This window comes from Mesorhizobium sp. CNPSo 4661 (genome assembly GCF_057784215.1).
Window position 1 is genome coordinate 155,515 of the sequence record NZ_JBWGIO010000012.1, and the last position, 19,783, is coordinate 175,297.

The 19,783-nt window shown below is 65.1% G+C and carries 19 protein-coding genes; 11 read left to right on the forward strand and 8 right to left on the reverse strand.

All coding sequences use genetic code 11. The features are described 5' to 3' along the window. Positions 1 to 31 precede the first annotated feature (31 nt). Together AC0YKC_RS19565 and AC0YKC_RS19570 are read left to right on the forward strand one after the other, a co-directional pair. The gene (locus AC0YKC_RS19565) at positions 32 to 673 is read left to right on the forward strand and encodes a hypothetical protein (RefSeq protein ID WP_488512204.1); all 642 of its coding nucleotides are present in this window, start codon (positions 32 to 34) and stop codon (positions 671 to 673) included. Between the two features lie 137 nt (positions 674 to 810). Next, positions 811 to 1,035, forward strand: a complete 225-nt coding sequence (locus tag AC0YKC_RS19570; RefSeq protein ID WP_027165524.1) for a hypothetical protein — start codon at positions 811 to 813, stop codon at positions 1,033 to 1,035. Positions 1,036 to 1,317: 282 nt separating this feature from the next. Here the strand turns inward: AC0YKC_RS19570 and AC0YKC_RS19575 are convergent, their stop codons facing one another. After that, positions 1,318 to 1,824: an OsmC family protein gene (locus tag AC0YKC_RS19575; protein WP_488512206.1), complete on the reverse strand. Its 507-nt coding sequence runs from the start codon at positions 1,822 to 1,824 to the stop codon at positions 1,318 to 1,320. 301 nt (positions 1,825 to 2,125) lie between these two features. Between AC0YKC_RS19575 and aguA the strand changes: the two genes are divergently transcribed. After that, positions 2,126 to 3,232, forward strand: coding sequence for an agmatine deiminase (gene aguA, locus AC0YKC_RS19580; RefSeq protein ID WP_488512207.1), 1,107 nt, complete (start codon positions 2,126 to 2,128; stop codon positions 3,230 to 3,232). Positions 3,233 to 3,325: 93 nt separating this feature from the next. Beyond that, positions 3,326 to 4,426, forward strand: coding sequence for a polyamine ABC transporter substrate-binding protein (locus AC0YKC_RS19585; protein ID WP_320296371.1), 1,101 nt, complete (start codon positions 3,326 to 3,328; stop codon positions 4,424 to 4,426). 15 nt (positions 4,427 to 4,441) lie between these two features. Here AC0YKC_RS19585 and AC0YKC_RS19590 read toward each other — a convergent pair whose 3' ends face one another. Continuing rightward, positions 4,442 to 5,197 (reverse strand): helix-turn-helix transcriptional regulator, encoded by a 756-nt coding sequence (locus tag AC0YKC_RS19590; protein ID WP_320296372.1) that lies wholly within the window; start codon positions 5,195 to 5,197, stop codon positions 4,442 to 4,444. A 223-nt stretch (positions 5,198 to 5,420) separates the two neighbouring features. Between AC0YKC_RS19590 and AC0YKC_RS19595 the strand changes: the two genes are divergently transcribed. The 3 genes from AC0YKC_RS19595 (at position 5,421) to AC0YKC_RS19605 (ending at position 8,913) form a co-directional block, all read left to right on the forward strand. Beyond that, positions 5,421 to 6,923, forward strand: a complete 1,503-nt coding sequence (locus tag AC0YKC_RS19595) for a S10 family peptidase (RefSeq protein WP_488512208.1) — start codon at positions 5,421 to 5,423, stop codon at positions 6,921 to 6,923. 141 nt (positions 6,924 to 7,064) lie between these two features. Next, positions 7,065 to 7,958, forward strand: coding sequence for a DMT family transporter (locus AC0YKC_RS19600; RefSeq protein ID WP_488512209.1), 894 nt, complete (start codon positions 7,065 to 7,067; stop codon positions 7,956 to 7,958). 40 nt (positions 7,959 to 7,998) lie between these two features. Then, positions 7,999 to 8,913 (forward strand): DMT family transporter, encoded by a 915-nt coding sequence (locus AC0YKC_RS19605; protein WP_488512210.1) that lies wholly within the window; start codon positions 7,999 to 8,001, stop codon positions 8,911 to 8,913. A gap of 183 nt (positions 8,914 to 9,096) precedes the next feature. On the opposite strand, the gene AC0YKC_RS19610 is transcribed toward AC0YKC_RS19605, so the two are convergent. Next, positions 9,097 to 9,951 (reverse strand): LysR substrate-binding domain-containing protein, encoded by an 855-nt coding sequence (locus AC0YKC_RS19610; protein WP_488512211.1) that lies wholly within the window; start codon positions 9,949 to 9,951, stop codon positions 9,097 to 9,099. A gap of 90 nt (positions 9,952 to 10,041) precedes the next feature. Between AC0YKC_RS19610 and AC0YKC_RS19615 the strand changes: the two genes are divergently transcribed. Further along, positions 10,042 to 10,449 carry a tautomerase family protein gene (locus AC0YKC_RS19615; RefSeq protein ID WP_320296377.1) on the forward strand — a complete coding sequence of 136 codons (408 nt, stop codon included), beginning with the start codon at positions 10,042 to 10,044 and terminating at the stop codon, positions 10,447 to 10,449. A gap of 108 nt (positions 10,450 to 10,557) precedes the next feature. Beyond that, positions 10,558 to 12,780 carry an AMP-binding protein gene (locus tag AC0YKC_RS19620; protein ID WP_488512212.1) on the forward strand — a complete coding sequence of 741 codons (2,223 nt, stop codon included), beginning with the start codon at positions 10,558 to 10,560 and terminating at the stop codon, positions 12,778 to 12,780. A gap of 14 nt (positions 12,781 to 12,794) precedes the next feature. Here the strand turns inward: AC0YKC_RS19620 and AC0YKC_RS19625 are convergent, their stop codons facing one another. Further along, positions 12,795 to 13,610 (reverse strand): CDP-alcohol phosphatidyltransferase family protein, encoded by an 816-nt coding sequence (locus AC0YKC_RS19625; protein WP_434721896.1) that lies wholly within the window; start codon positions 13,608 to 13,610, stop codon positions 12,795 to 12,797. Positions 13,611 to 13,613: 3 nt separating this feature from the next. Then, the gene (locus AC0YKC_RS19630; RefSeq protein ID WP_488512274.1) at positions 13,614 to 14,351 is read right to left on the reverse strand and encodes a phosphatidylserine decarboxylase; all 738 of its coding nucleotides are present in this window, start codon (positions 14,349 to 14,351) and stop codon (positions 13,614 to 13,616) included. Between the two features lie 149 nt (positions 14,352 to 14,500). On the opposite strand from AC0YKC_RS19630, the gene AC0YKC_RS19635 reads away from it, so the two are divergent. After that, a complete protein-coding gene (locus AC0YKC_RS19635; protein WP_488512213.1) occupies positions 14,501 to 15,394 on the forward strand; it encodes an SMP-30/gluconolactonase/LRE family protein in 894 nt (297 codons plus the stop codon). On the opposite strand, the gene AC0YKC_RS19640 is transcribed toward AC0YKC_RS19635, so the two are convergent. The 3 genes from AC0YKC_RS19640 to AC0YKC_RS19650 form a co-directional block, all read right to left on the reverse strand. Continuing rightward, positions 15,370 to 15,711 carry an antibiotic biosynthesis monooxygenase gene (locus AC0YKC_RS19640; RefSeq protein WP_488512214.1) on the reverse strand — a complete coding sequence of 114 codons (342 nt, stop codon included), beginning with the start codon at positions 15,709 to 15,711 and terminating at the stop codon, positions 15,370 to 15,372. The genes AC0YKC_RS19635 and AC0YKC_RS19640 overlap by 25 nt on opposite strands. A gap of 260 nt (positions 15,712 to 15,971) precedes the next feature. After that, positions 15,972 to 17,855, reverse strand: a complete 1,884-nt coding sequence (locus AC0YKC_RS19645) for an ABCB family ABC transporter ATP-binding protein/permease (RefSeq protein WP_320296385.1) — start codon at positions 17,853 to 17,855, stop codon at positions 15,972 to 15,974. A gap of 75 nt (positions 17,856 to 17,930) precedes the next feature. Then, positions 17,931 to 18,266, reverse strand: a complete 336-nt coding sequence (locus AC0YKC_RS19650) for an ArsR/SmtB family transcription factor (RefSeq protein ID WP_320296386.1) — start codon at positions 18,264 to 18,266, stop codon at positions 17,931 to 17,933. A 369-nt stretch (positions 18,267 to 18,635) separates the two neighbouring features. Here AC0YKC_RS19650 and AC0YKC_RS19655 point away from each other — a divergent pair, with 369 nt between their 5' ends. Beyond that, positions 18,636 to 19,658, forward strand: coding sequence for an IS110 family RNA-guided transposase (locus AC0YKC_RS19655; protein WP_488512215.1), 1,023 nt, complete (start codon positions 18,636 to 18,638; stop codon positions 19,656 to 19,658). Positions 19,659 to 19,783 lie beyond the last annotated feature (125 nt).

Sequence of the window (19,783 nt, forward strand, 5' to 3'; positions counted from 1 at the left end):
AATGTGGACATTCGAAAACCGGAGGACCGACATGCGTAGACCCACTCTGCTTGCCGCCACGGTCATTGCCGCGGCGCTTGCGGCCACAGCCGGCGTAGCCCTCTCGCAAGACAAGACCATGAGCTTCTTCGTCACCAGTGTCGGCTCCGGCAAGGGCGCCGATCTCGGCGGACTGAAAGGTGCCGATGCCCATTGCGCCTCCCTCGCGGAAGCGGCCGGCGTGACCGGCAAGACCTGGCACGCCTATCTTTCCTCCAGCACGGAAGACGCGCGCGACCGCATCGGCAAGGGTCCGTGGTTCAACGCCAAGGGCGAGAAGATCGCCGACGATATCGCCTCGCTGCACAGCGACGCCAACAGCATCACAAAGCAGACGGCGCTGACCGAAAAGGGCGAGGTGATCAACGGCCGCGGCGACACGCCGAACCGTCACGACATGCTGACCGGCTCCAAGCCCGACGGCACCAGGATCGCCGACCAGACCTGCGGCGACTGGACGATGAGCGGCACCGAGGGCGCTGCCATGATGGGCCATCACGACCGCACCGGGCTCGACGATTCGGCGGCGGCGAAGTCGTGGAATTCCTCGCATGCCTCGCGCGGCGGCTGCAGCCAGGAGGCGCTCAAAGGCACCGGCGGCGACGGCCTGTTCTACTGTTTCGCGGTCGAGTGAGCCCGAAGCCCGACCGACCCATTCACGGGTCTGTGAACGGGGCGGCGAAAGCGTGTGCCGCCGCCCTGCTTTCGCCGTGCCGAGGGAGTTGCTAGGATCAATCCGACTCCGACATTTCAGCAAAGCGAGGAATTCCCATGGCTGCTACTCCCAGCGTAGCGTTGGTCTGGTATCTGGTGATCGCCGGCCCGCAAGGCGGCATGGTGGTGCTGCCCAGCACCTTCGACACCCGCGAACAATGCACCAACGCCGTCACCGAATATCAGAAGCAGCCGACGCCGCAGGGCTGGGCCGTGCAATGCGTGCCGAGCGCCTCGCCGTTCACGGATGAAGGGGACGCGGAGACGCCCTCGGCGCAGTAGCGGGGGGCTGATCTCTCCTCTTTCGTTGAAGGGCGCGACTTCTGCTTCGTCATCCTAGGGCGAAGCAAGGAGCGAAGCGACGCGGCGCAGACCCTAGGATCCATGCCGTGAGGCTAAAGCGTTGCAGCGGTTACAGAATTCTGCACCGCGGCACTTCACGTCGAAGGTCACGGCATGGATCCTCGGGTCAAGCCCGAGGATGACGACCGGAGGGGCGTCGGCGCGCCCTCACACCCTCTGCCCTGCCGGGCATCTCCCCCACAAGGGGGGAGATCAGCAGTTTCAACGCCCCGCGCTCACGCTCAACGCCGGCTTGTTGTTGATTGTCTGGAACACCACGCAATAGCGCTCGGTGAGCTTCATGAGCGAATCGATGCGCTCCCGCGGCTCATCGGTGTCGAGGTCGAATTTCAACCTTATCTCGCGGAAGCCGACCGGCGCGTCGCGGGCAACGCCGAGCGTGCCGCGAAAATCGAGGTCGCCCTCGGCCTCGACCGTGGCGTTGCCGAGCTTGAACTCCAACGCCGTCGCCACCGCTTTCAACGTCACGCCGGCGCAAGCGACCAGCGCCTCCAGCAGCATGTCGCCCGAGCACAGTTCGAGGCCCGAGCCGCCGGTGGCCGGATGAAGGCCAGCCACGGCAAGCGCCCTGCCCGTTTCCACCTTGCAGGCGATCGACTGGTCGTCGAGCGAGCCTCTCGCCCTTAGCGTGATCAGTGCGCGCGCGGCGTCCTCGCGATAGGCTTCCTTCAGCGGCGCCTGCATGGCCTTGAGTGCGGTCGCGTCCATTGCCTGTCCTTTTCGTCCACTGCTTCGTGCTTCGGCATCCGCCGCCTGGCCGAGATTTGCCTCGATCGGGCAGGAAGGCAATCGCATTTATCCCTGCCGCCGTTCAGGCTCGGAGCGCTTCGTGGCTTCAAGGACGGTCAACCGGCCCATCTCTTTGTTTCGGCGCAATTTCCGGAAGCAAAACTGCCGGGACGACTTTCGCCGGCGGCGCGCCTCTATCCCAAATGGGACATTGACGGACGATGCGGCGAAAACGTCTGATCCGGGCAAATGTCATCTTCCATTTTCGGGTGATCCCGCAATGCCACGAACCCTGTCGACGAAGCCGAAACAGGACGGATTTCGCGCGCCCGGCGAGTTCGAGCCCAAATCGGGCTGCTGGCTGATCTGGCCCGAACGGCCCGACACATGGCGCCTTGGCGCCAAGCCGGCGCAGACGCTGTTTGCCAATGTCGCCGCGGCGATCGCGCAAAGCGAACCGGTGACGGTGGCGGCATCCGGCCGACAGTGGCAGAACGCCAGGGCCCGGTTGCCTGACCATGTGCGGGTGGTCGAGATGTCCACCAACGATTCCTGGCTGCGCGACAGCGGCCCGAATTTCGTCATCAACGATCAAGGCTCCGTGCGCGGCGTCGACTGGACCTTCAACGCCTATGGCGGGTTCGACGGCGGGCTCTACGCGCCCTGGGACCTGGACGACCTGGCGGCGCGAAAAGTGCTCGAAATCGAGCGGATGGATCGCTATCGCGCGCCGCTGATCGCCGAGGGCGGAGGCCTGCAGTGCGACGGCCAGGGCACGCTCATCACGACGGAGCAGTGCCTGCTCAATCGAAATCGCAACGCCCATCTCGGCAAGGCCGAGGTGGAACGGCAACTGGGCGACTATCTCGGCGTCGACACCATCATCTGGCTGCCGCGCGGCTTCGCCTTCGACGAGACGGACGGCCATGTCGACGATGTCTGCTGCTTCGTGCGGCCGGGCGTGGTCGTGCTGAGTTGGACCGACGATCGCGATGACCCGCAATACGAGATCGTGCGCGAGGCCGAGGAGGTGCTGCGCTCGGCCCGCGACGCGCGTGGCCGCGCGCTCGAGGTGCATCGCCTGCCGCATCCCTTGCCGATCGAGATGACGCCGGAAGAGAGCGAAAGCGTCGATCGGCTCGATTCGACCTGGGCGCGCCCGGCCGGCAACCGGATCGCTGCGAGCTACATCAACTACTATCCGGGCAACAGTGTCGTGGTCGTGCCGGAGTTCGGCTCCGATCTCGACGTGAAGGCGAAGGCGAAGCTGGCCGAGCTGTTCCCCGACCACAAAATCGTCGGCATCGAGAACTCGCGCGAGATCCTGCTGGGCGGCGGCAATGTCGCCTGCATCACCTTGCCGGTCTATGCGCCGCAACGACGTTGAGGGACCAAGCCCGCCGGCCGAACCGGGGGGCGAAAGCAGAACGAAGGCTGCGCAATCCGTCAGCGCCAGCCTGAAGCAAGAAGGAGGACAACCATGCGCGCCCTGATCCCGTCAATCCTGGTCGCCGGGCTTGCCTGCGGCATCGCCGGCACGGCCGCGGCGGATGAGGAAAAAGTCGTCAACGTCTACAACTGGTCGGACTATATCGCGCCGGACACGGCCGAGAAATTCGAGAAGGAGACGGGCATCAAGGTCCGCTACGATGTCTATGACGGCAACGAGGTGCTGGAGACAAAGCTGCTCACCGGCGGCTCGGGATATGACGTGGTCTATCCTTCGGCCTATCCGTTCCTGAAGAACCAGGTGAAGGCCGGGGCTTTCCTGGAGCTCGACGGGTCGAAACTCGCAAACCACGCAAAGATCGATCCGCAAGCCCTTTCGCTGATCGGGGGCGCCGACCCGCAAAACAAGCATGCCGTGCCCTACATGGCCGTCACCGACGGCATCGGCTACAACGTCGCCGCGGTCAAGCAGCGGCTGCCGGACGCGCCGACGAATTCCTTCGCCATGGTCTTCGATGTCGACGTGGTCAAGAAGCTCTCGGATTGCGGGGTGGCGATGATCGACGCGCCGGCCGAAGTCATCCCGATGGCGCTCAACTATCTGCATATCGACCCGAGATCGACCAGTCCCGACGACCTCGCCAAGGTCGAGGAATTGATGGGCAAGGTGCGTCCCTACATCCGCTATTTCCATTCGTCGAAATACATCAACGACCTGGCCAACGGCGACATCTGCGTCGTGCTGGGCTGGTCGGGCGACATCCTTCAGGCAAGGACCCGTGCCGCCGAATCCGCCAAGAAGCTGGAGATCGCCTATTCCATTCCGAAAGAAGGCACGCTCATCAACTACGACACGATGGCGGTGCCGAAGGATGCGCCGCATCCCGACAACGCCATGGCCTGGATCAACTTCAACCTGCGGCCCGACATCGCCGCGGCCAACTCCAGCTATGTCTCCTATGCCAACGCGATACCGGAGTCCCTGCCGCTGATGGACAAGGCGATCGCCGGCGATCCGGGCGTCTTTCCTCCCGACGACGTGAAGGCCAAGCTGTTCGTGGTCAACAACAGCGACGCAAAGCTGCTGCGGTCGCAAAACCGCATGTGGACGCGCGTGGTGACGGGTCAGTAGGGCCGGCGCGAAATATCAGTCGCGCGCGGCTTCGCGAATTGCCGCCAGCAACTCCACCTGGGAGTGCACGCCGAGCTTGCGGTAGACCTGCTTGATGTGGTTGCGGGCCGTGCCGGGTGAGATGGAGAGGCTTCGCGCAATGGTCTTGGCGTTGCCGCCCTCGATCAGGTGCCGCGCGATCTCGCGCTCGCGTGGGCTCAGCCCCGATCGCGCGACCTCGATTGCCCCGCCCTTGTCGCGAAGGCGACACAGGTGAAACAACTTTTCCAGGATGAGCCTGGTCGCGCCGCCCGCGGCGCAGGCGAGCGCCAGATCCCGCTCGCCGAAGGGCGGTTCCCCATTGCGCCGCAGAAAGGTGACATAGCCGGCCGTCAGCCTGTCGAGATTGAACACGCCGGTTATCTCGTCGAAGCTGTCGGAGGGGCCGTAGAACTCGCGGTAGTAGGGCGAAAGCTGGAAATCGCCGTCGCGGAGGGCAGATAGCGGCAGCAGGAAATCCTGCCGCGTGCTGGCGAAGCGCTGGAAGAAGGGATCCAGCCGATAGACCCGGGCATCATAGTCGCGGTTCCAGCGGTCGGGCCCGGCATCGTCGATCGTCACGGACGTGATGTCGCGGCGATAGAAGCCGACATAGACGCGATCGGAATCGAGCAGCACGCCAGCCGCCGCGGTGAAGCAAGCCGACAGTTCCTCGGGCGTCGCGGCGCCGGCCGCGGCGGCGACACCGCCGCTCCAGCGTGCAAACCGGTCGAGGGAGAAATTCGAGAGCATTCGCGCCTAGCCTATCGCATGCCGCCGCAAGTTCAACATGGCGAATGCCAGCAAAGCCAAGCGGTGGAGTGGCCGGAGAACAACTCCGTCAACGCCAACCGACACTGGCGGAAAGGGGCGCGGAATACGATTTGGCGACGCCGGACCGCCGACCACCCGTCATTCTCTTTGACTTCGGTCGCTCCGGCCATACTTTGGCGGGAGTCGTTCCCGCGGAGATGTCATGCGGCCCACTTTGAAACTCGCTCCCCTCGCCCTCCTGGCGCTCGCCGCCTTCGTCCAGCCGGCGTTCGCCGAGACACCCGAGCGCCCCGCCCCCCAAGGCGGCGTGCTGTCGCTCCTGCCGGAGCCGCAGGTGACCGAGCATTCGATCACGCTTGGTGGGCGCAAGCTGGATTACCAGGCCAAGGCCGGCACGCTGTCGCTCTTGTCCGGCAAGGGCGAGGTCACGGCCGAGATCTTCTATGTCGCCTATACGCAGCAATCGCCGGTACCGGCGAAGGACCGGCCGATCACCTTCGTCTTCAATGGCGGGCCGGGCGCGGCGTCGGCCTATCTGCATCTCGGCGCGATCGGGCCGCGCATCGTCGCGACCGCCGCCGACGGCGAGTTCCTGCGACCGCCGCAAAAGCTGATCGACAACCCCGACAGCTGGCTCGACATGAGCGATCTCGTCTTCGTCGATCCCGTCGGCACCGGCTACAGCCGCGAAGCGCCGGGGCATGAGCCCAAGGAATTCTGGAGCGTCGACGCCGACGCCAGCTCGGTCGGCGCCTTCATCCGCCTCTATCTGGCGCAAAACGGCCGCACCGGATCGCCGCTGTTCCTCGCCGGCGAGAGTTATGGCGGCTTTCGCGCCGCGCTGCTTGCCCGCACGCTGCAGGAGGATGTGGGCCTGAGCCCCAGCGGCGTCGTGCTGATCTCGCCGGCGCTGGAATTCATGCTCGTGCGCCCCGACCAGTTCGACCAGTTGCACTGGGCGCTGGAGCTGCCGTCGCTGGCGGCGACGCGGCTCAAGGGCGACGGCGTCAGTGGTGATGCGTTGCGCGACAGGCTGGCCGAGGTCGAGCGTTACGCGCTCGGCGATTATCTGGCCGCGCTGAACAGCGGGCTGGAGCAAGGCGGCAAGCTCGCCAGCGGACGCGTTTCAGAAATCACCGGCCTGCCGCTCGAGCTCGTCCAGCGCAATTTTGCCCGCATCCCCACCGGGCTTTTCGCCAAGGAATTCCAGCGCGCCACGGGCAAGGTGCTCAGCCCCTATGACGCCACCATCGGCACCGCCGACATCGTGCCGCAAAGCGCGCGCGACGAGACCCCCGACCCGGTTCTCGACCGCAGCGTTCCGGTGCTGACCTCCGCCTTCGTCGCCTATGCCCGCGACGAGCTCAACTACCGCACTGAGGTCAGCTACAGGCTGCTCAATGGCGAGATCAGCCGCAACTGGGATTACGGCATGTCGGGCCAAGGTTATGCCGGCGTGATGAACGACCTGCAGCGCGCCCGCTCACTCAACCCTGCGCTGAGCGTCGTCATCGTCAACGGCTACACCGACCTCGTCACGCCCTATCTCGCCTCGCGCTATCTGGTGAACCAGGTCCCCTCGCTGGCCGACGCCAAGCCGATCCGGCTCGACGTCGTCGAGGGCGGCCATATGATGTATCTGCGGCCGGACGGAAGGCGCGCGCTGAAGGACGCGGCATCGGAGCTTTATCAGGCGACGCAGTAGCTCCCGACCGGCCCGCGGCAAAGGACCTGCGCCAACGCAAGCGCCGCGCTGGAGCAGCGCAGCGCCTGTTTTCGCCCGTATAGCTGCGGGCGCGGCTCCGACTGGGGCGGAACCGCCTCACGCAAACACGCTGAAACCCGCATGGCCGATGTCGTCGTCCTCGAAAGCCGCGAAAGGGTGCTGGCCGGCATCCTGTTCACGGCCGCCGCTTATTTCCTGTTTTCGGCGCAGGACGCCTCGATCAAGCTCCTGGTCGTCGGCATGACGGTCTGGCAGATCATGTTCGTCCGCTCGATCACCGTGCTCGTCGCCTGCGGCGTAATCGGCGGCAAACGGCTGTTCGCCGATACGATCGACTCGCCGATCGTCAAGCCGATGCTGGTGCGCAGCGCCTTCACGCTGGCCGCCTGGCTTTGCTATTACAACGCCGCGCGTTCGCTGCAGCTCGCCGAGCTCACCACCATCTACTACGCCGCGCCGATCATCGTCACCGTGCTGTCCGTGCTTATCCTGGGCGAGACGGTGCCGCTCTTGCGCTGGCTCGCGGTGTTCATCGGTTTCATCGGCGTGTTCATCGCCTGCGATCCGACGCGGCTCGGCCTCTCCGTGCCGGTGCTCCTGGTGCTGGCCGCCGCTGTTCTATGGGGCATCGCGGTGGTGCTGCTGCGCAAGACTGCGCTGCAGGAGCGCACGACGATCCAGCTGGTGCTCAACAATTTCTATTTCCTGCTCTTCTCGGCCGTGCCGGCGCTGCTCTGGTGGCGCATGCCCGACGGAACGCAGTTCCTTTTGCTTGTCAGCGTCGGGGCGCTCGGCGGCGTGGCGCAATACGTGCTGTTCGAAGGCATGAAGCGCGCGCCGGTGTCGATCATCGCGCCGTTCGAATACACCTCGCTGGTCTGGGCCTTCGCGCTGGGCTACGCCATCTGGGGTGACCTGCCGCGTACGGAAGTGTTCATCGGCGCCGCGCTGATCGTCGGCGCCGGCCTGCTTATCGTCGGCAACGAGCGTTTCCGCAAACGGGAGCAGGCCTGATGACAGAAGGCTGTCAGGAGCAACCCAATAGTCTGGCGCCATGACGGATACGCTCGAATTGCCCGAAAAGCTTAGGCCCGCCGCCGACACCGCCGCCGAGCGCACGCTCGGCATCATCCTCGTGTCGGCCTCGGCGATCGCCTTCGCGCTCACCGGCGTGCTGACCAAGTCAATCCATGCCGATCCGCTGACCATCACCTGCTGGCGCGGTTTCTTCGGCTCGATCCTGATCAGCCTCTACGTGCTGTGGCGCCGGCGCCGCTCGGGCGGGCGCGAAAGCCTGAAACTCGGCTGGCGCGGCTGGCTGCTTGCGGTCGAGGGCGCTGCCGCCAGCATCGCCTTCATCTCGGCCTTCAAATTCACTTATGTCGCCAATGTCGCCGTCATCTATGCGACCTCGCCTTTCATCGCAGCGCTGCTCGCCTTCCTTCTGGTGCGGGAAAAATTCCGGCTGCAGACGATGGTTGCGGCCGCCGTATCGCTTTGCGGCGTCGCCATCATGGTGGGCGCCGGCCTCGGCAACGGGCACCTGTTCGGCGATGGGCTGGCGCTTTTGATGACCGCCGGGAGCGCGCTCTACATGATCATGGTGCGCGCTTTTCGCGATTCGCCTGTCGTCTGGGCCGGTGCTGTCTCGGCCTTCCTGCTTTTCGTGCTCGGCTGGTTCGTCACCGATCCGCTGGCCGTGTCCGCCCGCGACATGGCGCTGCTTGCCACCTTCGGCTGCTCCTTCGCGCTTGCCTCGATCCTGTGGACGGAAGGCTCACGGCTGATCCCGTCGGCGGAAGCCGGGCTGCTGGGTTCCGCCGAGGTGCCGTTCGCCATCCTGTTTGCCCTGCTGTTCCTCGGCGAAGTCCCGCCGATGGCCAGCATCATCGGCGGCGCCATCGTGCTTTGCGCGGTTTTCGCGCATGCCGGACGCGACTGGATGAAGGCGAAATCGGCGCGTTCGTAAAATATTTTCGCGGTCACGGAACCATCATCCGACTCAGGCATTGTTAGCTCGACGGGTCACCCCCCAAGTCCCCCCAAACCCCTCGACCCGTCCGACTAGAAGCCGACCCGCAAAAAGGTCGGCTTTTTCTTTGGGGCTTCATTTGTTTTGGGCAGTTCCCGGGAAATGGCGCCGCGATTCCGTTCAGGAGGACAAGGCCAGGCCGCTGCCCAGAAGCTGTGCCAAATCCCGCGCCGGGCGGGGGGCCTCGCGGCCTAGCCGAATGGCGAAATCGGCCATCGGCAGCGGCGGCAGGTCGAAATCGGCAGAGGCCTCCACAATACCCGAATGGGCGAAACGCCGGGTGCGCGGCGTCAGCGCGATGCCGGCATTGACCGCGCTGCGCAGGCCGGCAAGGCTGGCGCTGCCGGCGGCGATGCGGTAGCGGCGGCCGGCCGAGTCGAGCGCATTGAGCGCGGCCTCGCGGAAGCCGCAATAGGGATCGAGCAGCGCCAGCGGCACCGCTTCGGGCTGCGCCGCCAGTCCTTTTTCCGAGCAGAGCCACAGCATCGGTTCGCTGATCAGCGCCACCTCATCTGGCGATGCGGCATGGCGCATGGTGATCGCGAGGTCCAACTGGCCTGCCTGCAGCGCCGATCCGAGCTCCAGGGAGCGGCCGACGCGCAGCTCGATCCGCACACGTGGATGGCTGGTAGCGAAGGCGCGCAACAGGTCCGGCAGGCCTTGATCGGCGAAATCCTGCGTCGTGCCGATGGCGATGCGGCCGCCGGCGCGCGCACCTTTCAGCGCCAGCCACGCCTCGGTGTGGACGGCGAGGATGCGCCGGGCGTGGCCGACAAGGTCCTCGCCGGCCGGGCTCAGCCCGCGTCCCCTGCCCTGCGGGGTGAGCAGCGGCTCGCCGACGATCTCTTCCAGCCGCTGCATCTGTGCGGTTACCGCCGACGGCGTGCGGCCGACAGTGGACGCGGCCTTGGCGAGCGAGCCGCTATCGACGAAGGCAAGGAAGGTTTTCAAAAGATCCGGATCGAGCGTCTCCATACTTCGATAATATCGAAGCAATTATCAAAAACAATTCGATTTTATTGATGCTACGACGGTGACATGGTTCGCCAACCCGAAGGAGAGAAAATGCCTATCATCAATATCAGCGTCACCGGCAAGCCCGACGCCAAGCTGTCCGCCGCGATCGCCAGGGAAGCGACCGAAATCACGGCGACGCTGCTGCGCAAGGATCCGACCATTACAGCCGTCGCCGTCAACTACATCGATCCGCAGCACTGGTTCGCCGGCGGCAAGTCGCTCGCCGAGCACGGCACCAGCACGTTCTGGCTCGACATCAAGGTCGTCGACGGCACCAACACCAAGCTCGAGCTCGAAGCCTATCTGAAGGCGATATTCGAGACTTTCGGCCGGCTGCTCGGCGGCGTGCATGAGGAAAGCTATGCCTTCGTGCATGAGGTGCCGGCGGCGGCGTATGGCTATGGCGGCAAGAGCCAGGAGTTTCGGTTCATCAGCGGGAGACTGAAGGCGGCGTGAGCCGTCTTCCCCTTCTCCCACATTGACCTTCCCCCCACTTCCGTTACCCTCTGCCCCCGAAGCGGCCGTTCAAGAGCCGCGCCCTGGAGGAGACTGGGAGAGAGCGGCATGATCCTGACCCTGGCGCTGCTGGCGGGCCTTGTTCTTGCCTGGCTGCTGATCGCGATGATCGAGAGGTTCCGGCTCGACCTGCGCTTCACCCAGGCGCTGCTCTATGTGCCTTTCAAGCTCGCCTACCGCATCGCCGACAACCGCATCCGCATTGCCCGCAGCGCCAAGACGCCGGTGATCTACGTGGTCTCGCACCAGTCGCGCATCGAACCGGCGCTGATGCTGTCGCTGCTTCCCGACGACACGCTGCATATCCTGGACGAGGCCTCGGCGCGCTCGCCCTGGCTGGAGCCGTGGCGCGAGCTTGGGCGCACGATCGCCTTCAACGCCGAGCATGTCTACGTCAGCCGGCGGCTGGTGCGCGTGCTGAAGGGCAAGGGGCGGCTTGCCGTATACCTGCCCGACAATGTCGAGCCGGACGTCAAATCCTTCCGGCTGTTTCGCGCCATAACCCGCATCGCCATGCAGGCCGACGCGAGCATCGTGCCGATCTTCGTTGCCGGCACGCGCGACCTGCCGGTGTCGCTGACGCCGAAGGAGAAAGCGCCGCGCCACTGGTTCCCGCGGCTTTCGATGAGCGTGCTGGAGCCAATGACCATCGCCGAATTGGTGGCGCGCAATCCCGACATGGCCTCCAACACCAACGCGCTGTTCGACCGTTTCGCCGAGGCGCGGCTCTACGGCACCAATCTCGACCGTGGCCTCTTCCTTGCCATGCGCGACGCCGCCGATCGCGTCGGCCCTTCGCATCCGATCATCGAGGATGTGATTTCCGGCTCGCTCAGCTACCGCAAGCTGTTCATCGGCGCGCGCGTGCTCGGCCGCCATTTCGAGGCGGTGACGGCGCCGGGCGAAGCGGTCGGCGTGCTGTTGCCCAACGCCAATGGCGTGGTGCTATCCTTCGTCGGCCTGATCTCCGCGGGCCGCGTCGCGGCGATGATCAACTACACCGCCGGCCCGGCGAGCGTAACCGCGGCGATCCGCACCGCCGTCATCCGCACCGTGATCTCGTCCCGCGCCTTCATCGAAAAGGCCGCCATCGCCGACATCGTCGCCGCGGTCGAGGCGGGCGGCGCCAAGATGCTGTGGCTGGAGGATGTGCGCGCCAGCGTGACCACGCTGGACAAGATCGCGGCCGCACTTCTATGGCGCTTGCCGTTGCAGCGGCAGCAGGCGGGCAAACCGGCGGTGATCCTGTTTACCTCCGGCTCGGAAGGCACGCCGAAGGCGGTGGTGCTGTCGAACCGCAACCTGCTTGCCAATGTCATGCAGGCCGAGGCGCGCGTCTCCGTCTCGCCGGCCGATATCCTGCTCAACGTGCTGCCGGTGTTCCACTCCTTCGGGTTGACCGGCGGCACCATCCTGCCGCTGGTGCTGGGGATAAAGCTGTTCCTCTACCCCTCGCCGCTGCACTACAAGATCATCCCGGAGATCGCCCGCAAGGTGAAGCCGACCGTGATGTTCGGCACCGACACCTTCCTCGCCAATTACGCGCGCACCGCCAAGGACGGCGACTTTTCCAGCCTGCGCTTCGTCGTGGCCGGCGCGGAAGCGGTGAAGCCGGAAACACGGCGCACCTACCGTGACCGTTTCCAGGCCTCGATCGTCGAAGGTTTCGGGCTGACCGAGGCGGCTCCGGTAGTGGCCGTGAACACCGCCATCCATGGCCGCGACGGCACGGTCGGGCGGCCGCTGCCGGCCATCCGCATGAAGCTGGAGCCGGTCGAAGGCATCGCCGAGGGCGGCCGGCTGTGGCTCGACGGGCCGAACATGATGATGGGCTACATGACCGCCGACCGTCCCGGCGAATTGCAGCCGCTGGAAGGCTGGCACGACACCGGCGACATCGTTTCGATCGACCGCGAAGGCTTCATCACCATACGCGGGCGGGCCAAACGCTTCGCCAAGATCGCCGGCGAGATGGTGTCGCTGGGCGCCGTCGAGATGCTGGTGCAGTCGCTATGGCCGGAAGAGCGCCACGCGGCGGTTGCCGTGCCCGACAAGAGGCGTGGCGAGCGCATCGTGCTGGTCACCACCGCCGACGACGCCAGTGCCGAGGAACTGCGCCAGTTCGGCAAGAAAGCCGGCGCGGCCGAGCTGATGGTGCCCAACGACATCATCAAGGTGGAAGAAATCCCGGTGCTCGGCTCGGGCAAGACCGATTACATCTCGGCCCGCAAGCTGGCGATCGACCGGCTGGGGCTGGGCGTGGCGGCTTAGATAGAGCGCCGACGCTACCCGATATCCGAAGGCGGCACCTTTTCCCCTTCCAGCCGCGCCCGCTTCGAATAAGCGCGCACGCTGAACGGCAGGAACAGCAGATAGCCGCCGACCGAAGCGGTCAGCGTGTACCAGGGATAGGTCATCAGCAAGAGGATGTAGAGCACCACGCCGAGGATCACCGGCAGCACCCTGTCGCCCGGCACCTTGACGCTCTTGCCCGAATAGACCGGCAGGCGGCTGACCAGAAGGAAAGCGATGAGCACGGTGAAGCCGGTGGCGATGAAGGCGGCCGGCCGCGTCGGCTCCAGCCCCAGCCGCAGGAAATAGAGATAGAGCGGCAGCATGACCAGCACGGCACCCGCCGGGGCCGGCACGCCGACGAAATATTCGGTCTGCCATGCGGGTTGGTCGGTGTCGTCGGCCAGCACGTTGAAGCGGGCAAGCCGCATGCCGCAGGCGATGGTGAAGAGAAGTGCTGCGATCCAGCCCGGCGAGCCGGCGCGATCGAGCAGGAAGGCGTAGAGCACCAAAGCCGGCGCCACGCCGAAATTGACGATGTCGGCCAGCGAATCCATCTGCGCGCCGAATTTCGAGGTGGCCTTCAGCATGCGCGCCAGCCGCCCGTCGATGCCGTCGAGGAAGGCGGCGAGCAGCACCATGACCACGGCGATCTCGAAGCGGTTCTCGAAGGCGAAGCGGATGCCCGAAAGGCCGGCGCAGATGGCAAGCACCGTGACCAGATTGGGCAGCACCATGCGCATCGGGATCTCGCGGATGCGCGGACCGCCGCTGGCATGGGCCTCGAATTTTTTGAACGGCGCGCCCAACGCTCAGGAAATCCTGACCAGTGGCGTGACCGCCGTGCCGCCGAACTCGGCAAGCACGGTCTCACCGCCCACCGCCGTCTGGCCGACCGCGACGCGCGGCACGGCGCCTGACGGCAGGAAGACGTCGACGCGCGAGCCGAAGCGGATCAGGCCGAAACGCTCGCCGATCGCGATCGAGCCCTCGGCCTCGGCCCAGCAGACGATGCGGCGCGCAACGAACCCGGCGATCTGGACGGCGGCGATCGTGCCGTTGGGGCTGTCGATGACCAGCCCGTTGCGCTCGTTCTCCGCGCTTGCCTTGTCGAGCTCGGCATTGAGGAATTTGCCGGGCTTGTGCTCGATGCGGGTGATCCTGCCGCGCACCGGAGCGCGGTTGATGTGGCAGGAAAACACGTTCATGAACACCGAGATGCGGGTCATCTCGCCCGAGCCCAGGCCAAGCTCGCTCGGCGGCACGGCCGGTCCGACCGCCGAGATCACCCCATCTGCCGGGCTCACCACCAGCCGGTCGTCGACCGGCGTGACGCGCTCGGGATCGCGGTAGAAATAGACGCACCAAGCGGTGAGGATCAGCCCGATCCAGAACAGGATCGACGAGAAATAGCCGAGAAACAGCGTTGCCGCGGCGAAGGCGGCGATGAAGGGATAGCCTTCGCGATGGATCGGAACGAACGTATTCTTGACCGAGTCGAGAAGCGTCATGAGGCTTGGGGCGGTCCCTGTTTCAGGTTGCGCCTCAATAGCGGAAAGCCCCCCTCCCCGCAACGCAACAATGGGGAGGACTGACGGGACAGGTATCTTCGCTGACAGCCATGACTTTCAGCGCCGACTGTAGGAGCCTGGCCATCTCATCCGTCCTTGGTTGGACAACGCGCCCAGGGAGCCAGCCAATGTCGCCATCGAACAGCACCAGGAAGGCCAATATCGTCACTGAGGGCCTTGCCTTCGGCGAGTCACCGCGCTGGCATGACGGGCGGCTCTGGCTCTGCAACTGGGGCACCGGCGAGATTCTTGCCGTGGACGAAGGCGGCAAGAGCGAGGTCATGCTGACCGTACCGGCAGTCCTGCCCTATTCGATCGACTGGCTGCCGGATGGACGATTGCTTGTCGTTTCCGGCCGGGAAGGCCTTCTGCTCCGGCAGGAAGCGGACGGAGCGCTCGTCACCCATGCCGATCTGCGGGGACTGTCGAAAAGCCCCTGGAACGAAATCGTCGTCGACGGGCGCGGCAACTTCTATGTCAATGGCGGTGGGCCGGCGCCGGCGCCGGGCGAGCATTTCGGGCCAGGCACCATCGTGCTGATCATGCCGGACGGCACGGTTCGGCAGGTCGCCGAGGACATCGCCTTCGCCAACGGCATGGCGGTGACGCCGGACAACCGGACACTGATCGTCGCCGAATCCCACGCCAGGCGGCTGACTGCCTTCGACATCGGCGAAGACGGGGGCCTTTCCAAGCGGCGTGTCTGGGCCGATCTCGGCAACGACTATCCCGACGGCATCTGTATCGATGCCGAAGGCTGTGTCTGGTATGCCGACGTGCCGAACCGGCATTGTGTCAGGGTGCGCGAAGGCGGCGACAAAATCGACGGTGTCGAGGTCGATCGCGGCTGCTTTGCCTGCATGCTGGGTGGAACCGACGGCAGGACGCTGTTCGTCCTTGCCGCCGAATGGCGGGGTTTCGAAAACATGGTGAGCGACGCCCGCACCGGCCAGGTGCTGAGCATCGCTGTGTCCGCGCCGGGGGCCGGATGGCCTTCTTACACCTCCGGCACGCGCTGGTAGTTGGCGATGTCGGCCTTGACGCCAAGGCGCGCGATGGTTTCCTGCGCGCTGAACGCGATGCGCTCATGCGCCGCCTTGACGATCGGCACCACCTTGTCGACCGCCGCCTGGCTTTCCCATTCGACCACGGTGACGATGTTGAATTCGCCCGGGCCGGAGAATTGTTCGAGCAGGAAGTCCTGCACGAACCCTTCCTGCTGGCGCAGCAGTTCATGCGTCATCCTGGCCTTGCTGAGGATTTCGTCGCGCGCTTCCGCCGGCACGACGAATTTGTCGACCCGGAACACGCTGCCGGTGCTTAGATTTTTGGTGCTCATTTTTCATCCATCTCCGATTGGAAGGTTGCTTGGCAGGAGGCTCGGAGAGGTTTTGAAAGCTCAAGGTAGGTTTAGGTCAAGGGGATTTTTGCGCCGACTTCCCCTTCTCCCCCTGTGGGAGAAGGTGGCCGAGCGAAGCTCGGTCGGACGAGGGGTGCTCCAGCGGAGCGAGACGTTGGTGTTCCCTGGAACACCCCTCAACCGTCTCGGCGCTGCGCGCCGATCCACCTTCTCCCACAAGGGGAGAAGGAAGAGGCGCCTCAGCTCACCTCTGCCGTCCTTCTCCTCACAACCACCCCCAACTCGTCGCTCTCGCGCGCGATGCGCAGGCGCTCTTCGGCTTCGGTCGCTTCGCGCTGGCGGTCCCACATCGAGGCATAGAGGCCGTGTTTGGCGAGCAGCGCCGCGTGGGTGCCGCGCTCGGCGATCTGGCCGTCTTTCAGCACGATGATCTCGTCGGCCGAGATCACCGTCGACAGGCGGTGCGCGATCACGATGGTGGTGCGGCCCTTGCTGACGAGGTCGAGCGCGGCCTGGATCTCCTGCTCGGTGTGGCTGTCCAGCGCCGAGGTCGCCTCGTCCAGCATCAGGATCGGCGGCGCCTTGAGGATGGTGCGGGCGATGGCCACGCGCTGCTTCTCGCCGCCCGACAGTTTCAGCCCGCGTTCGCCGACCATCGAGCGGTAGCCTTCGGGCAGCTTGTCGATGAACGGGCCGATCTGGGCGAGCTCGGCCGCCTTGCGCACCTCCTCCTCGCTGGCGCCCACGCGACCGTAGCGGATGTTGTAGGCGATGGTGTCGTTGAAGAGCACGGTGTCCTGCGGCACCATGCCGAGCATGGCGCGCAGGCTCTCCTGCGTGACGTCGCGAATGTCCTGGCCGTCGATCAGCACCTGGCCGCCCTGCACGTCGTAGAAACGGAACAAAAGCCTGGAAATGGTCGACTTGCCGGCGCCGGACGGTCCGACGATCGCCACCGTCTTGCCGGCCGGCACCTCGAAGGAAACACCTTTCAGAATCTTGCGGTTCGGATCGTAGGAGAAGTGCACGTCACGGAACTCGACCTTGCCGGGGCCGACCTTGAGCGGCTTCGCATCCGGCTTGTCGACGATTTCCTGCGGCACGTCGAGCAGGTCGAACATGTGCTCGATGTCGGTCAACCCTTGCCGGATTTCGCGGTAGATGAAGCCGATGAAGTTGAGCGGCACCGAAAGCTGGATCAGCATGGCATTGATGAAGACGAAATCGCCGACCGTCTGTCTGCCGGCCTGCACCTCCAGCGCCGACATGCACATGACGATGACGGTGCCCAGGCCGAAGATGACGCCTTGGCCAAAATTCAGCCAGCCGAGCGAGGTCCAGGTTTTCGTCGCGGCGGTCTCGTAGCGCGCCATCGAGCGGTCGAAGCGCTCGGCTTCCATGCGCTCATTGGTGAAATATTTGACGGTCTCGAAGTTGAGTAGAGAGTCGATCGCCTTGGTGTTGGCGTCGGTGTCGCTGTCGTTCATGTCGCGGCGGATCGAGATACGCCAGTCGCTCGCCTTGACGGTGAACCAGACATAGAGGCTGACGGTGACGGCGACCACGGCGACGTATTTCCAGCCATAGGTGAAGGCGAATATGCCGGCCGTCAGCGCGAATTCGAGGATGGTCGGCGCCGTGTTCAGCATGATGAAGCGCACGATCGTCTCAATGCCCTTGGTGCCGCGCTCGATGATGCGCGACAGGCCGCCGGTGCGACGCTCGAGATGGAAGCGCAGCGACAGCTGATGCATGTGGACGAAGGTGCGGAAGGCGAGTTGGCGCACCGCATACTGGCCGACCCGTGCGAACAGCGCGTCGCGCAACTGGTTGAAGCCGAGCTGGATCAGGCGCAGCACGTTATAGGCGATGACCAGCGCCACCGGCGCCAGCAGGAAGGACGGCAGCGGCGGCGGCGTCTTCGAGGCATGGGCCAGCGCGTCGGTCGCCCATTTGAAGAAATACGGACCGGCGACCAAGGTGAGCTTGGCGACGACCAGAAGCAGCGTCGCCCAGGTGACGCGGGCTCTGAGATCGGCGCGGTCGGCCGGCCACATATAGGGCCACAGGTTGCGCAGGGTCGTGAGGGTGCCGGCTTCGGCGGATACGGTCTTTTCGGCCACTAGTCTTGCCTTTTGGGTGAGAGTGTCAGCGCCGGAGCATGATGCCGAAAGCGCAGAGCGACTTTTCGAACGGCATCATGCTCTTTCTCCTGGATTCGGAGCCGGGCAGCAGAAGTTGACGAGTTGGATGAGCGAGGCCGAGACACCCGCAAGCGCGGCACGGTCGACCGCGTAGCGCGAACGCTGCCGGTCGGCCTCGAAGCGGACCAGCCCCGCCTCTACCAGTATCTTCAGATGCTGCGAGACAGTCGACTGGGCGAGGTCGAGATGGTCGACCACCTCACGGCACGAGCAGCAGCGGCTGGCCGAGAGGCGCTTCAGGATTTCGATGCGCGCCGGATGCGACAGCGCCGCCATGCGGAGCGCCATAGCGTGGCTGTCGCTGCAGCGGGTTACGGGGGATTCGATCATCGTCCATCGGCGATAGACGATGGATAGTGAGAGGGCAAGCTAGGCGGATGGGTAGATTTGTCTGAAGGAGGTCGCAGCCCTCTCGTTCATCATTCTAGGGCGGAGCGACGCGAAGCGTCGCGTAGACCCTAGAATCCATGCCGGGACGTTCGCGCGAGATGCGGCGATCGAGAATGGGACTCCGTAGGATGCCCGAAAAAGATAGGTCTGCACCGTGGCATCGCCTTTATGTCACGGCATGGATTCTAGGGTCTGCGCGCGTCGCTTCGCTCCTTGCTCCGCCCTAGAATGATGGGTGGACGGCCCCTTGCGGCATCGAATGTGCCAAACTGGGCTGTGATTAACTCCAGCGGAAGGAGACCGTCCGTCATGCAAGCTATCAGATTTGGTATCGATTTGGCCAAGAATGTGTTTCAGGTGCACGGCGTGGATGCTGCCGGGCGCGTGGTGGTGCAGCGCCAGCTGCGCCGCGCGCAGGTAGAGAAGTTCTTCGCCACACAGCCGCCGGCGCTGATCGGCATGGAGGCCTGCGGCTCGGCCCATCATTGGGCCCGCACGCTGCAAGCGCTTGGCCATGAGGTCAAGCTGATGCCGCCGGCCTATGTGAAGCCCTATGTCCCGCGCAACAAGAACGATGCCCGCGACGCGCACGGCTGTTGCGAGGCGGTGAGCCGGCCCGACATGCGCTTCGTGCCGATCAAGACGGTCGAACAGCAATGGGCCAGGGGCCTGCACCGCACGCGCAACCTTCTGGTGCGCCAGCGCACGCAGTTGGCCAACGCCATGCGTGGCCTGCTCTATGAGATGGGCCAGACAAGCGCCCAGGGGGCTGCGGGCCTGGAAGCGCTGCTGCAGCGCATCGAGACCTCGGATGAGGCCATCCCCGCGGCGCTGCTGATCTGCCTGGCGCCGCTGGCCGGACAATGGCGGGCGCTGGATGGCGAGATCGGCAAGCTGGACAAGCAGATCCTGGCTCAGGTCAGGCAGCAGCAAGCGGCCTTGCGGCTGACGACGATCCCGAGCGTCGGCCCGATCATCGCACATGCAACCATCGCGGCCATTGGCGACGGCCGCCAGTTCGCCTCGGGCAGGGACTTCGCGGCGTGGCTCGGCCTGACCCGCAAGAGTCATGACACCGGCGGCAAGCACAAGTTGACGGGCCATATCAGTCGCGCCGGCGACAGAGACCTGCGAAGGCTGCTCATTCTCGGCGCCAGTTCCTGGCTGCGCCAGGTCAGGGCCAAGCCCGACAGAGGCTCGCCCTGGATACGCGGCCTGCTGGCCAGGCGCCCGGTCAAGGTCGCGGTCGTGGCGCAGGCAGCCAAGACCGCGCGCATCATCTGGGCAATGCTGAGCTCGGGACAACAATACAGGGCGCCGGCTGCGGCATAACCCGCAAAGCGAGGCCCTTAACAGCGTAAGGAGCAAATAGCAGCGCGGCAAAATGGTCAGGACCTGGGTCGAGACACTCCGCCTTCGTCATCGCGATTAAAAAGCGCGCTAGAATGATTGGAACT

Bases quoted from the DNA above. Each gene is read 5' to 3' on its own strand.
- AC0YKC_RS19585 (WP_320296371.1), top strand. From the start codon at position 3,326: ATGCGCGCCCTGATCCCGTCAATCCTGGTCGCCGGGCTTGCCTGCGGC.
- AC0YKC_RS19635 (WP_488512213.1), top strand. From the start codon at position 14,501: ATGTCGCCATCGAACAGCACCAGGAAGGCCAATATCGTCACTGAGGGC.
- AC0YKC_RS19640 (WP_488512214.1), bottom strand. From the start codon at position 15,711: ATGAGCACCAAAAATCTAAGCACCGGCAGCGTGTTCCGGGTCGACAAA.
- AC0YKC_RS19620 (WP_488512212.1), top strand. From the start codon at position 10,558: ATGATCCTGACCCTGGCGCTGCTGGCGGGCCTTGTTCTTGCCTGGCTG.
- AC0YKC_RS19605 (WP_488512210.1), top strand. From the start codon at position 7,999: ATGACGGATACGCTCGAATTGCCCGAAAAGCTTAGGCCCGCCGCCGAC.
- AC0YKC_RS19570 (WP_027165524.1), top strand. From the start codon at position 811: ATGGCTGCTACTCCCAGCGTAGCGTTGGTCTGGTATCTGGTGATCGCC.
- AC0YKC_RS19575 (WP_488512206.1), bottom strand. From the start codon at position 1,824: ATGGACGCGACCGCACTCAAGGCCATGCAGGCGCCGCTGAAGGAAGCC.
- AC0YKC_RS19650 (WP_320296386.1), bottom strand. From the start codon at position 18,266: ATGATCGAATCCCCCGTAACCCGCTGCAGCGACAGCCACGCTATGGCG.
- AC0YKC_RS19610 (WP_488512211.1), bottom strand. From the start codon at position 9,951: ATGGAGACGCTCGATCCGGATCTTTTGAAAACCTTCCTTGCCTTCGTC.
- AC0YKC_RS19655 (WP_488512215.1), top strand. From the start codon at position 18,636: ATGCAAGCTATCAGATTTGGTATCGATTTGGCCAAGAATGTGTTTCAG.
- AC0YKC_RS19615 (WP_320296377.1), top strand. From the start codon at position 10,042: ATGCCTATCATCAATATCAGCGTCACCGGCAAGCCCGACGCCAAGCTG.
- aguA (WP_488512207.1), top strand. From the start codon at position 2,126: ATGCCACGAACCCTGTCGACGAAGCCGAAACAGGACGGATTTCGCGCG.
- AC0YKC_RS19595 (WP_488512208.1), top strand. From the start codon at position 5,421: ATGCGGCCCACTTTGAAACTCGCTCCCCTCGCCCTCCTGGCGCTCGCC.
- AC0YKC_RS19590 (WP_320296372.1), bottom strand. From the start codon at position 5,197: ATGCTCTCGAATTTCTCCCTCGACCGGTTTGCACGCTGGAGCGGCGGT.
- AC0YKC_RS19565 (WP_488512204.1), top strand. From the start codon at position 32: ATGCGTAGACCCACTCTGCTTGCCGCCACGGTCATTGCCGCGGCGCTT.
- AC0YKC_RS19600 (WP_488512209.1), top strand. From the start codon at position 7,065: ATGGCCGATGTCGTCGTCCTCGAAAGCCGCGAAAGGGTGCTGGCCGGC.